The 13,288-nt window shown below is 59.3% G+C and carries 9 protein-coding genes; 2 read left to right on the forward strand and 7 right to left on the reverse strand.

Annotation, left to right across the window (positions count from 1 at the left end; translation table 11 throughout):
- Positions 1–25: 25 nt before the first annotated feature.
- Both ACOTX4_RS05545 and ACOTX4_RS05550 read left to right on the forward strand, forming a co-directional pair.
- Positions 26–1,462, forward strand: coding sequence for an MFS transporter (locus ACOTX4_RS05545; protein ID WP_421635359.1), 1,437 nt, complete (start codon positions 26–28; stop codon positions 1,460–1,462).
- Between the two features lie 67 nt (positions 1,463–1,529).
- The gene (locus ACOTX4_RS05550) at positions 1,530–2,774 is read left to right on the forward strand and encodes a mechanosensitive ion channel family protein (RefSeq protein ID WP_023315564.1); all 1,245 of its coding nucleotides are present in this window, start codon (positions 1,530–1,532) and stop codon (positions 2,772–2,774) included.
- Here ACOTX4_RS05550 and ACOTX4_RS05555 read toward each other — a convergent pair whose 3' ends face one another.
- The 7 genes from ACOTX4_RS05555 to ACOTX4_RS05585 form a co-directional block, all read right to left on the reverse strand.
- The gene (locus tag ACOTX4_RS05555; RefSeq protein ID WP_032608772.1) at positions 2,775–3,746 is read right to left on the reverse strand and encodes a LacI family DNA-binding transcriptional regulator; all 972 of its coding nucleotides are present in this window, start codon (positions 3,744–3,746) and stop codon (positions 2,775–2,777) included. It abuts the gene before it with no gap.
- 75 nt (positions 3,747–3,821) lie between these two features.
- On the reverse strand, positions 3,822–4,964 hold the full coding sequence (locus ACOTX4_RS05560) for a Gfo/Idh/MocA family protein (protein ID WP_045332438.1): 1,143 nt from the start codon (positions 4,962–4,964) through the stop codon (positions 3,822–3,824).
- Positions 4,957–5,982 (reverse strand): sugar phosphate isomerase/epimerase family protein, encoded by a 1,026-nt coding sequence (locus ACOTX4_RS05565; protein ID WP_045332440.1) that lies wholly within the window; start codon positions 5,980–5,982, stop codon positions 4,957–4,959. Before ACOTX4_RS05565 ends, ACOTX4_RS05560 begins: the two co-directional genes overlap by 8 nt.
- 15 nt (positions 5,983–5,997) lie before the next feature.
- Positions 5,998–7,233, reverse strand: coding sequence for an MFS transporter (locus ACOTX4_RS05570; RefSeq protein WP_023315560.1), 1,236 nt, complete (start codon positions 7,231–7,233; stop codon positions 5,998–6,000).
- 252 nt (positions 7,234–7,485) lie between these two features.
- The gene (pheP, locus tag ACOTX4_RS05575; RefSeq protein WP_045332441.1) at positions 7,486–8,874 is read right to left on the reverse strand and encodes a phenylalanine transporter; all 1,389 of its coding nucleotides are present in this window, start codon (positions 8,872–8,874) and stop codon (positions 7,486–7,488) included.
- Between the two features lie 102 nt (positions 8,875–8,976).
- Positions 8,977–10,950, reverse strand: a complete 1,974-nt coding sequence (locus tag ACOTX4_RS05580; RefSeq protein ID WP_022650528.1) for a PhoX family protein — start codon at positions 10,948–10,950, stop codon at positions 8,977–8,979.
- A gap of 127 nt (positions 10,951–11,077) precedes the next feature.
- Complete coding sequence (locus ACOTX4_RS05585; protein WP_023324262.1) at positions 11,078–13,261, reverse strand: TonB-dependent receptor; 2,184 nt, start codon at positions 13,259–13,261, stop codon at positions 11,078–11,080.
- Between the last annotated feature and the right edge of the window lie 27 nt (positions 13,262–13,288).

Consider the following 13,288-nt stretch of genomic DNA (forward strand, 5'->3'; position numbering starts at 1 on the left):
CGCTGTTTGACGCAATGGAGTCACCATGAATACGTCAGTTGTTTCACCGGGTCGTGCGGGCCTGATATTGCTGTTAACCGGCCAGATGCTGCCGTTGATTGATACCTCAATCACCAACGTGGCGCTGGATTCCATCACCCATTCATTACACGCCACCGCCACTGAACTGGAGCTGATCGTCGCCCTCTACGGCGTGGCCTTTGCCGTCTGCCTGGCACCCGGCAGCAAGCTGGGCGATAACCTTGGCCGCCGTCGCCTGTTTATGTGGGGCGTGGCGTGTTTTGGCCTGGCCTCACTGCTGTGCGGCATGGCGGGCAATATCGAACAGTTGCTTGGCGCGCGCATTATTCAGGGTGCGGGCGCCGCGCTGATCATGCCGCAAATTCTCGCGACGTTGCATGTGACGTTAAAAGGAACGGCACACGCCAGAGCGATCAGCCTGTTCGGGGGTATCGGCGGAATTGCGTTTATCGTCGGCCAGATGGGTGGCGGCTGGCTGGTGTCGGCGGACATCGCCGGGCTGGGCTGGCGCAACGCCTTCTTTATCAACGTGCCGATTTGTCTGGTGGTGCTGGCGCTGAGCCGTCGCTACGTGCCGGAAACCCGCCGCGACACGCCGTCGCGCATTGACTGGACCGGGACTGTCCTGCTGACGGCAATACTGTGCTGTCTGCTGTTCCCGATGGCGCTCGGCCCGCAGTGGCACTGGTCGTGGCCGCTGAAGGCCGCACTGCTGGCGATTGTGCCGCTGGTCTGTGTAATGGTGCTGAACGCGCGCAAAAAAGAGCGTGAGAATGCCCACCCGCTCATCGCGCCGCGCCTGTTGCAGCTGCGCAGCATCCGCTTTGGCGTGCTAATCGGGATACTCTTTTTCAGCGTCTGGTCCGGGTTCATGTTCTGTATGGCGCTGACCATGCAAAGCGGTCTGGGGATGGCGCCGTGGCAGTCCGGGAACAGCTTTATCGCGCTTGGCGTCACCTATTTTATTTCTGCCTGGTTCGCCCCACGCCTGATTGCCCGCTACAGCACCAGCGCCATCCTGCTGACCGGACTTGCGATTCAGCTTGTCGGTCTGGTGGCGTTGATCGCCACGTTCCGTCACTGGGGAATGCAGAATGCCGCGCTGACGCTGGCCCCGGCCACCGGGCTGGTGGGTTACGGGCAGGCGCTGATTGTAAACAGCTTCTACCGTATCGGGATGCGTGATATTCAGCCTGACGACGCGGGGGCCGCGAGCGCGATTTTAAGCACGCTGCAACAGGCTGCGCTGGGGCTTGGCCCGGCCATTTTCGGCGCGATTTTGCTGCACGGGCTGCAAAATCATCACGGAGATTACACCCAGGCGGTCAATGTCTTCCTGATGGTGGAAACGGCCATGATGGTGGTGCTGGCGCTGGCCACGCTGCGTATGCGCCATCGTCTGTGTTTACCGGTCGTCAAGGCCTGTCCGGCGACAAAATAAAACTGCCTGAATTTGCATAATAGATCCGCAGCCGCCATTATGGGGCTGCATCAATACAGGAGACGTTATGCAGGAATTAATTGCTCAGGTTGAAGAGTTAGGGATTGAAATTAATCACACCACCTCTTTAGTGATTATCTTTGGTATTATTTTTCTTACGGCCATTATCGTTCATTTTATTCTGCACAAAGTGGTGCTGCGCGCATTCGAGAAACGCGCCCAGGCCAGCAGCCATTTATGGTTGCAGATCATTACGCAGAACAAGTTATTTCACCGTCTGGCGTTTACCCTCCAGGGGATAATCGTCAACGTTCAGGCGGTTCTGTGGCTGCAAAAAGGCAGCGAAGCGGCGGAATTACTTACCACCTGCGCGAAATTGTGGGTGATGGTTTATGCCCTGCTCTCCTTCTTCTCGTTGCTGGACGTGATTTTCAATCTGTCGCAGAAAATGGCCACCGCGTCACAGCTGCCGCTGAAGGGGATATTCCAGGGCATCAAGCTGGTGAGCGCCATTCTGGTGGGGATACTAATTATCTCCCTGCTGATCGGTCAGTCACCCGCCATTCTGATAAGCGGCCTGGGTGCGATGGCTGCCGTTCTGATGCTGGTCTTTAAAGACCCGATACTCGGCCTGGTGGCCGGTATTCAGCTCTCCGCCAACGACATGCTCAAGCTCGGCGACTGGCTGGAGATGCCGAAATACGGCGCCAACGGCACGGTGACCGACATCGGCCTGACCACCGTGAAAGTGCGCAACTTCGATAACACCATCACCACCATCCCGACCTGGGCGCTGGTGTCCGATGCGTTCATCAACTGGAGCGGCATGTCCGCCTCCGGTGGTCGCCGCATCAAGCGCAGCCTGAATATCGATACCACCAGCATTCATTTCCTCGACGAGCAGGAGCAGCAAAAACTGATTCAGGCGAAACTGCTGAAGCCGTATCTGGCGGCGCGTCATGAGGAAATTAACCTGTGGAATCAGCAGAACGGCGAAGGAGAATCGGTATTAAACCTGCGCAAGATGACCAATATCGGCACCTTCCGTGCCTACCTGAATGAATATTTGCGTAACCACCCGCGTATTCGTAAAGATATGACGCTGATGGTGCGCCAGCTCGCGCCGGATGCTAACGGGCTGCCGATTGAAATATATGCCTTTACCAACACGGTGATCTGGGCGGAATACGAAGATATTCAGGCCGACATCTTCGATCATATTTTCGCGGTGGTGGATGAATTTGGCCTGCGTATTCACCAGTCGCCAACCGGAAACGATATTCGCTCCCTGGCTGGCGTCATCGCGCAATAATCAGGTGCTGGCGCGGGAAATAAAGCGCCAGTCCATCATCACCCTTTCCGTGGGCGCGTCCGGGTTGTCGATCTTATTTAAGAGCAGATCGACCGCCTTGCGCCCGATATCCCGCGACGGCTGTTCGATGGTGGTGAGCGAAATCATGTCCGCCAGCTCCGTACCGTCAAAGCCGACCACGGCAATATCCTCCGGCACCCGAAGACCTGCCTGCTGAATGGCGCGCAGCGCGCCCGCCGCCAGCGTATCGGAAACGGCAAATACCGCATCCGGCGGATTATCTTTTAACAGGTTTTGCATCGCCGCCATGCCCGCCCCGGAGCTGAGATCGCTGGCATACTCCACCGCCTGATAGTCCAGATCCCGCAGGTGGATCACGCTCTTGTAGCCGCGTTCGCGCAGGCGGGCATATTTGTAGCTGAGATCGTGGTTGATCATCGCGATACGCTTGCGGCCGCCGTCGGCCAGCTGGCTGACGGCATGCTGTGAAGCGTCCACATCATTGATGCCGACGCAGGAGACCGCGCCCGCATCGGCGTATTCAGCGCACTGTACCCACGGCGCGTTGCCAATCAGCGCGGCCAGTTCCGGCAGTTTCGAGAATGCATCCATGGTGATAATGCCGTCGACGATTTTGCCGGAGAGCAGGCTTAAGCCCGAGCGGGAGCGCTCGATGTCCGAGCCGGAGTTGCACAGCAGAATGCGGTAGCCGTTTTTCTCCGCCTCGGCTTCGATGCCCTTCACCACTTCGGCGCAGAACGGGTTGGCAATGTTGGACACCATCACCAGGATCATATAGCTGCGGGCGGTGCGCAGCTGACGGGCGAGCAGGTTTGGCTGGTAGTTGCTCTCCTGAATCGCCCGCAGAACGCGCTCGCGGTTTTTCGCCTTCACGGTGTCGCTGTTATTCAGCACGCGGGAGACCGTCGCCACGGAGACCCCGGCCAGCTGAGCGATTTTCTGAATTGACATAGCGACGACACATCCTGCGGTTAGCGTTTTGTGCAGGCTACCATAAATTTATTGCCCGGCGAACCGGGCAACGCGTTATTGTTCCACGCGCACCCAGCGCTGCTGCTGATGGCTTTTCACAATGGCATCAATGATATACATCACGTTTGCGCCATCGTGAAACGTCGCAAACTGCGGCGTATCCGGCATCGCGCCCGCCTGCACGGCGCGGTAGAACTGCGCCATCATATTTTTGAAGGCGTCCGGCCAGCCTTCGATATGTCCGCCGGGGAAGTGGGCGCTGTCGGCCACGTCAGGGTTCATCAGGCCTGGATCGTCGGTGAGCGTCTGGTTTGCCCGGGCGCGATGGCCGATCCACAGCTGCTGCGGGATTTCCTGATCCCACGCCACCGACTGCTCGCTGCCGTTAATTTCAAAGGTCAGGCGGTTTTTTCGCCCCGCGCTCACCTGCGAGACGCTAAAGCTGCCCTTGCTGCCGTCGTCAAAGCGGAACAGCACCGAGCCAAAATCTTCGGTGGTGACCGGTTTAACTTCATACTCCGCCTGCTCGTCATGGGAGAAGGTCTGATGACCACCCGCGCTGGCCTTGCGCCTCGGCCAGACGATGGATAAATCAGCCATCACCTCGGTAATGCGCCTGCCTGTCACATACTGTACCGTATCGCACCAGTGGGAACCGATATCCGCCACCGCCCGCGACGCGCCGCCGAGCGCGGCATCCACCCGCCAGTTGTAGTCGGTTTCCAGCAGCATCCAGTCCTGCAAATAGCTGCCGTGCGAGGCGAACAGCCGCCCGAGGGTGCCCGCGCGCATCATGCTCGCCGCCTGTCGCACCATCGCAAACTGACGATAGACAAAGCTCACGCCATGCACCACGCCCGCCTGCTCTGCCAGCGCCACCAGCTCGCGCGCCTCGTCCGGCGTCATGCACAGCGGCTTTTCGGAAAACACGTGCTTGCCCGCGCGCAGGATCTGGCGGTTAATCTCCGCGTGCAGGTAGTTCGGCGTGCAGTTGTGCACCGCATGCAGATTGGGGTGCGCGAGCAGTTCTTCCACGCTGGCGTAAGCATGCGGGACATTTAGCTGGCGCGCCTTTTCCTGCGCCTTAACGAGCGAACCGTCGCAGAGCGCGACCACCTGCACAAACCCGAGACGCCTGAGCGCCTCGATGTGTGCCGGGCCAATAAACCCGCTGCCGATAATCCCGACGTTAATCATGGCTGCCCCCTGCGGCGAAATCATCAAACGCCCGTCCGGAAACGGGAATAATGTGGCGGCGGATAAATTCGCTGCCCTCACTCGCGCCGGTATCGCCATCCTTCAGGCAGCACTCCCACTCCAGCACCGCCCAGCCGTCGTAGTCGTACTGGGTCAGCTTGCTGAAGATGCCCTTAAAGTCGATTTGCCCGTCGCCGGGCGAGCGAAAGCGTCCGGCGCGGTTGATCCACGGCTGGTAGCCGCCGTAGACGCCGCTGCGCCCGCTGGGTCGGAACTCCGCGTCCTTCACGTGGAACGCTTTAATGCGCGCGTGGAAGATATCGATAAAGGCCAGATAGTCCATCTGCTGAAGCAGCATGTGGCTCGGGTCGTAGAGAATGTTGCAGCGCGGATGGTTATCCACCAGCGCCAGAAAACGCTCGAAGGTCACGCCGTCGTGCAGATCTTCCCCCGGATGCAGCTCAAAGCAGACGTCCACCCCCTGCTCGTCGAAGGTATCCAGTATTGGCCGCCAGCGGGTTGCCAGCTCCTCGAACGCTTCCTGAAAACGCTGCTCGTTATGCGGCGGCCACGGATAGAAAAACGGCCACGCCAGCGAGCCGGAGAAGGTCGCGTGCGCCTTCAGCCCTAATCTGGCCGAAGCGACCGCCGCCTGCTTCAGCTTTTCCGTCGCCCACGCCCGGCGCGCCGCCTCGTTACCGCGCACGGCGGCGGGTGCGAAGTGGTCAAACGCCTCGCTGTAAACCGGATTCACCGCCACGAGCTGCCCTTCCAGATGGGTCGACAGCTCGCTGATAACCAGCCCGTGTGCGGCCAGCCTGGCGGTGATGTCGTCGCAGTAGGCCTGGCTCTCTGCGGCTTTCTCGACGTCAAAGATGTGCGGATGGTTGCAGGGGATCTGCACCGCCTTATAACCTTTACCTGCCGCCCATTCAGCAAGCCCGTCGAGCGAATTAAACGGCGCTTCTGCGCCAATAAACTGCGACAGAAAAATGCCCGGTCCTTTCATTGTCCTCATACCACCTCCTGAACGTTACGCCTTGTCATCGTCATACTTAAACGTGAGAAGGAAAATCAGCGCGATCGCCGCGGCAGCCACCGCCGGGATCCACCAGAATGTGACCCACGCCTGCGGCACGGTCTGTCCTGCCACCAGGCGGTTGTAGAGCGCGCCGGAAATCTGAGAGCCGAGCAGCATGCCGATGCCGTAGGTGAACATCACGATCATGCTCTGCGCCTGGCCTTTGACCTTTTCGCCCGCCACGCGGTCGGTATAGATAAAGCCGACGACAAAGAAGAAATCGTAGCAGACGCCGTGCAGCAGAATGCCGAGGTACAGCAGAATGCGCCCCTCTTCGCTGACGCCCAACGCGAACATGGCATAACGCACGAACCACGCCAGCATGCCGATCAGCAGCATGACTTTCACGCCCAGGCGGCGGAACAGCAGAGGAATAACCAACATGAAGACGATCTCAGACATCTGCCCGAAGGACATGGCGGTGCTGACGTCGGCAATGCCGGCATCCGCCAGATACGAGGCGGTGTAGGCGTAATAGGTGCCGAGCGGGACAGAGATCAGCATCGCGCAGACGGAGAAGACGAAGAAGTGGCGGGTTTTAAGCAGCGCGAAGGCGTCCGCGCAGAAGAGATCCCGCACCTTAACCGGCAGGCCTTTTGCCGGCGCTGGCGTGTGCGGCAGCGTCAGGCTGTAGACCGCCAGCAGCACGGAGCTGACCGCCGCCACCTGGAAGATGGTGACGCTGGACGCCACGCCGGTGACGCCGATGAAAATGCCCGCCGCGATCCAGCCGATGGTGCCGAACACGCGCACTACCGGGAAGGTTTTATCCACGTTCGCCAGGCTGTGAAACGCAATGTTGTTGGTCAGCGCCAGTGTCGGCATATAGCAGAGCGTGTAGCCAAACAGCAGGCCAATCAGCAGCGCGCCATTCTCAGCAATCAGCGCCCCCGGCACGAACCAGAGGATCACCGCGCCCGCGAGGTGCATCACCGCCATCACCTTCTGCGAGGCGAAGAAGCGGTCCACCAGCATCCCGAGCACGAACGGCGAAAGAATGGAAGCGATGGGCCCGGCAGAGAACGCGTCGCCAATCAGCAAAGACATGTTGTGCCGGGTCATCACCAGGCCAAGCGTGACCGACCAGCTACCCCAGATAAAAAATTGCAGAAACATCATCAGCGACAGACGCGGCACCAGCAGCCGGTGTTGCGTTATCGCCTTTTCACTACTCTCAGTTGACACCATGATAAGCCTCACCCGGAAAAAGTAATCGATTACAAAACAGTTCAGATAAAAAGTAATCGATTACAAAATAAAGATCCTGTGGATCGAAACGGAATTGGGAGGGGGGTCACGATAAAGGTGGAGTGATACTTTGTAGGCCCGGTAAGCGCAGCGCCACCGGGCGTGAAGGCAGGCAGTGTGGTGCGGTCTGGTTTGGTGCGGTCTGGTGCCCTCACCCCGTCCCTCTCCCACAGGGAGAGGGAGAAAACCGCGCTACTTTTTGCGCGAGAGCTTAAATGCAATAAACAGGAACACCACCCACACCGGCAGCAGCATCGCTGACAGGCGCATCTCATCCATGGTGCACATCAGCACCAGAATCAGGCCGAGGAAGGCGATACAGAGGTAGTTCCCCGCCGGATAGAGCAGCGCTTTGAACTGCGTCTCGCGCCCCTTGCGGCGCATCGCCGCGCGGAAGCGCAGGTGCGCCAGGCAGATCATGATCCAGTTAAGCAGCAGCGTGGCGACAACCAGCGCCATCAGCAGGCCAAACGCCTCTTTCGGCAGCAGATAGTTGATCAGCACCACCAGCGAGGTGATAGCGCCAGAAAGGAACAGCGAGTTGACCGGCACGCCGCGACGGCTGACGCGAGTGAGGAACTTCGGCGCGTTGCCTTGTACGGAGAGGCCAAACAGCATGCGGCTGTTGGAGTAAACCCCGCTGTTGTAGACCGACAGCGACGCCACAAGAATGACGAAGTTCAGCGCCGAAGCGACCACGTTGCTGTTCAAATTGTGGAAGATCATCACGAACGGGCTACTGTCAGATTTCACTTCCACCCACGGGTAGAGCGCCAGCAGCACCACCAGCGAGCCGATGTAAAACAGCAGGATACGGTACACCACCTGGTTGACCGCTTTCGGAATGCTTTTGTGCGGATCGCGCGCTTCAGCCGCGGTGATGCCAATCAGCTCCAGCCCGCCGAAGGAGAACATAATGACCGCCAGCGAGAGGATCAGCCCTTTCCATCCAGTCGCCAAGAAGCCGCCGTGCTGCCACAGGTTATCGATCGTGGCGCGCTCGCCGCCGTGGCCGGAGAACAGCAGCCACAGGCCAAAGCCGATCATGCCGATAATCGCCAGCACCTTGATCAGCGCGAACCAGAACTCGGTCTCGCCATACAGGCGGACGTTCACAAGGTTAACGGCGTTAATGATGATGAAGAAGGCCGCGGCCCAAATCCACGTTGGCACGTCCGGGAGCCAGTACTGCATATAGATGCCGGCGGCGGTCAGCTCGGCCATCCCGACCAGCACGAACATCACCCAGTAGTTCCAGCCGGAGAGGAAACCTGCGAACGGCCCCCAGTATTTATAGGCAAAGTGTGCGAAGGAGCCGGACACCGGCTCTTCAACGACCATCTCGCCGAGCTGGCGCATGATCAGGAAGGCGATAATCCCGGCGATACCGTAACCCAGCAGCACCGCCGGACCGGCCATCTGAATAGCGGGGCCGATGCCGAGAAACAGCCCGGTACCGATTGCGCCGCCAAGGGCAATTAACTGAATATGTCGATTTTGCAAACCACGTTGCAGCGTCGGATTCTGATCCGACGAGGCTTCAGCGCTACCATGGCCTGAAGCGGATGACGCGTCTTTCACGCCCTACCCCTGTCTCTTTTTTAGAAGGGGCACGTTTTAACACTTCATGCTGGTGGTAGCAAGCTTAACGCCGGGCCAGCGCATGCGCCCGGCGGATAAACGTCACGACCCGATGATCCCGCCGTCCGCTTTGGTAATCACCACCGTTGACGATCGCGGACGCCCGTTCGGGCTGGCGTCTGGCCAGTTGGAAACAGCGCGCGGATTGGCCGGGTCGGTAATATCATCCCCGCCCTCCCCCGGATGCTGAATGTTGATAAACAGCGTGCGGTTGTCCGGCGTAAACGCAATGCCGGTGATTTCGCACCCGCGCGGCCCGGTCAGGAAACGGCGATACTCGTTGGTGCCCGGAATGGTGGCCACCATCTGGTTATTGCCCATCCCCTCGTAGGCTTTCTTATTGATGGTGCTGGAGGAAACGTCGGTCTGGATCCACAGCACGCCCTGGTGATCGAACGACAACCCATCCGGGCTGCCAAATGCCGCGCCCTGCATCGAGCCTTTGGCTTTGGGATCGTCGCCGTCGGTGCGCCCGGCCATGACCAGAATATCCCACTTAAAGCGTGCGGCGGCAGGATCGGCACCCTCTTCGTGCCAGTGCATGATGTGACCAAACACGTTATTAGCGCGCGGGTTGGCGGCATCCACCGGCGCCTTGCCCTCTTTACCGCGATCGCTGTTGTTGGTCAGCGTACAGTAGACGCTGCCGCTGGCGTGCGGATCGACGGCTATCCACTCCGGGCGATCCATTTTCGTCGCCCCCACCACGTCGGCCGCCAGACGGGTTTTAATCAGCAGATCGCCCTGGCTTGCAAAACCGTTGCTTTTATCCAGGCCATTTTGCCCGAAGATCAGCGGCAGCCAGTCGCCGCTGCCGTCCTCGTTGAACCTGGCGACGTACAGCGTGCCGGACGTCAGCAGCTGCATATTGGCTTCCCGGTTCGCGGGATCGTATTTTTTATCCGAGACAAACTTATAGATGTACTCAAACTTCTGGTCGTCGCCCATGTAGACCACCACGCGATTATCGGCGGCGAGCGTGACGGCGGCCCCCTCATGCTTGAAGCGGCCGAGCGCGGTGTGCTTGCGCGGGGTGGAGGTCGGGTTGTAGGGATCGATCTCCACCACCCAGCCGAAACGGTTGGGTTCGTTAGGGGTTTTATCAACGCTGAACCGCTCATCCACCTCGTTCCAGCGGTACGATTCATCGCTGTCGCTGATGCCGTAGCGTTTTTCCAGCGGGTTGAGATCGGCTTTTTTGACAAAAATGTCCGACCAGTTCTCCTCGCAGGTGAGATAGGTGCCCCACGGCGTGTGGCCGTTGGCGCAGTTCTGCATGGTGCCCAGAACGCGTTCCCCCTGCGGGTCGGCGGCGGTTTTCATTAAATCCTGATGCCGCGCCGGGCCGGTAAGCTGCATCGGCGTATTGACGGTAATACGCCGGGCGAAGGAAGACGGACGCACCACCTCCCAGCCGCTGCCCGTTTTTTTCACTTCCACCACCGACACGCCCATCGCGTTCTGCCCCTTGCGGGCTTTGTCGAGACTCCAGTTCGCCGTACCGTCGGTAAACAGCATTCCGTTGTCGATGTACTCATGGTTCAGCGCCAGCAGTCCATGCTCCGGGTTTTGCGCCCCCTGCGGCAGGCTAAACCACGCCATGCCGTCGTGGTGCATGCCCGCCTGCACAGCCTGTTCGTCTGTGGTATTGCTGGCGTCCGGCTTAAAGGCCGGCATGTTGTCTTTGATCCCCGTCGGATCGCCCCAGCGATAGAACGGGCGGGCGATATAACCTTCCGGCACCCTGACCGTGTCTTCCGTAGAGACGTCGATGCTGGTAAAGCCCAGGGAAACCGCTTTTGCCAGCGCGGAAGGCTTCGATACCGCGGCAATCGCATTTTCGGGTGTGATCAGATACGGGAATGATACGGCAGCCCCCGCTACGGCCCCCATCTGGAGAAAACGGCGGCGCGAGAGGAACACTTCTGCAACCTCGGAGAATACCGGGTTAGCGCTGCGGTTACTGATATCGTCGCGATGTTCTTTTTTAAATACGGATTTGAGGGGTCTGCCCATAGCGGCTTCCTGTCATTGGCCAAGAGGTAAGGTTGTGGCGACCAGTGTAAGAAGCTTTTATTACAATTTTATAACACGACAACGAAGGGATTGGGGCGTCCCTGCCCCGGATAACGAGGTGGAACGCTTAGAACTCGTAGCCAACCGAGACCTTAAAGGTACGCGGCTCGCCCTGAGTAATGTAAGTACCGGAATCGTCCACGCTTGACCAGTAGTTCTCGTTGGTCACGTTGTCGATACCTGCCCGTACGGTCATCTGATTTTCATTGTGGTTCACCGCGAAGCGATAGCGCATGCCCAGATCCAGCGTGGTGTAGCTGTCCAGCTTTTTGCTGTTCGCAAGATCGGCATACTGCGTGCCGGAGTGGTTAACGCGCGCGGTCGCCGTCAGGCCTTCAATCGGCTTGATATCGTACTCTGCGCCCAGCACGGCGTAGAAGCTCGGAATACCGATCGCATCGTTGCCCTGATTGACGCCGTTTTTGGTTTTGGTCAGCTCGGCCTGCAACCAGGTGGCGCTGGCGTTCAGACGCATCCCGAGCATTGGCTCGCCGAAGACGTTCAGCTCCACGCCGCGGTTACGCTGTTCTGCATCCAGGCCGTAGTGACCGCTGTCGTCAAGGATCGCCGACGGCATTTTGATCTCAAACAGCGCCAGGGAGCCGCCCACGCGGCCAAAGTCCGCCTTTACGCCCACTTCGTTCTGCTTAGAGTGAACGATACCGGTGCTCTGGCCGTAGTTGTTTGCTGAGCGAGGCGCGGTTTCACCGGGCTGTAACGCCTCGGTGTGGTTGGCGTAGAGGGAAATTTCCTCCCACGGTTTATAGACTACGCCGTAGGTGGGCATCCAGCGGCTGCCGTCGAAACCGTCCGCGTCGTTTTCCGCACCGGTGATTTTGTTGTACCCGCGAATCACCACTTTCTGATGCCGCGCGCCTGCGGTGAACAGCAGCTTGTCGTCCAGCACGCCCAGGGTATCGCTCAGCAGCCAACCCTGCGTGCGGGTGCGCCCGCTGGTCAGCGGATCGCTGTATTTGCCGCCTGAGCCGTTGAGGTTGGAGCTGTCCGGCATATCGACGCCGGTGTTGTGGTAGATGTTGGTGGTCGGATTATCCTTCGTCGCCGACATTTTCCACGCGATCTTTTCGTTTTTGGTCATCGCCGAATAGCCAACATTGACCTTGTGCGAGACGAATCCGGTAGTGAAGTTACCGCGAATGCCCGCCATGCCGCTGACAGAATCGCTGATGCGGTTGGTATCAAGACGGCTGACCACCGCATTACCGCTCTTATCGAGGAGCTTCGGCGCGCTGTAGATCCCTTCTTCGTGCGCGTGCTGCGCGCCGAGACCGGTATACGCCGTCCAGCTATCGGTGATGTCATACTCGCTGCGCCACATCCCGAACTCGTTTTCGATATCGCTGTAGGCCCACTTCTGCGAGAAGTTGCGATCGTTCTTCGGCGGTTCAGGCACAAAATCCACCGCCGAGATGTTGACGCTGGTCGGGCTGCCGTGGAAGGTTTTTTTCTGGTAGCCCAGGTCCAGCGAGGTGCGGAAACGGTCGCCCTTGTAATCCAGGCCGGTGGAGAGCAGCGTGGTGCGGCGGCGGTCGTTCGGCACGCCGGTTTCCCCTTCGCGATGCACGAGGTTCACCCGCGCGCCAAACTGGTCGTTATCGCCAAAGCGGCGGCCCGCATCCAGCGTGGTGCCAATCTGGGAATCCGAGGTGTAGTCCACACCCACTTTCGCCTGCGGGGTGTCGCCCGCGTGTTTAGGCTCAAGGTTGATCATCCCGCCCACGCCCGAGCTTGCGGCACCGTTCATCAGGGAGTTGGCCCCTTTGAAGATCTCGATGCGGTCGACCATCTGGGCATCCACCACCTGACGCGGCAGCACCCCGGACAATCCGCCAAAGGTCATGTCGTCGCCGTCAAACTTCAGGCCGCGAATGCGGAAGGTTTCCGCGCTGTTGCCGTAACCCTGAACGAACTGCACGCCCGCGTCGTTGGCAACCACGTCAGCAATGGTTTTTGCCTGCTGATCTTCCACCAGCTTCGAGGTGTAGCTGATGATGTTGAACGGCACGTCCATGGCGTTCTGCTGACCGAGCATACCCATGCGCCCGCCGTTCGCCACCTGCCCGTCAAGGAAGGCGGGCACCAGCTGGTCGCCGCCGGGTTTGAAATCACTCCCCGCCGTGGACTGGACGACGATGGTGTCCTCTTTTTTCTCATCCGCCGCAAAAGCGGAGTGGGTTACCGCGCCGATGGCAATCGCCAGCAGCGTTTTGTGCATTGTGGTGTTGTTCATAATGAGCTCTTAACGTGCGCGCAAAAA

This window comes from Enterobacter cloacae complex sp. IR5459, from assembly GCF_049238005.1.
Lineage (GTDB): Bacteria > Pseudomonadota > Gammaproteobacteria > Enterobacterales > Enterobacteriaceae > Enterobacter > Enterobacter hormaechei_C.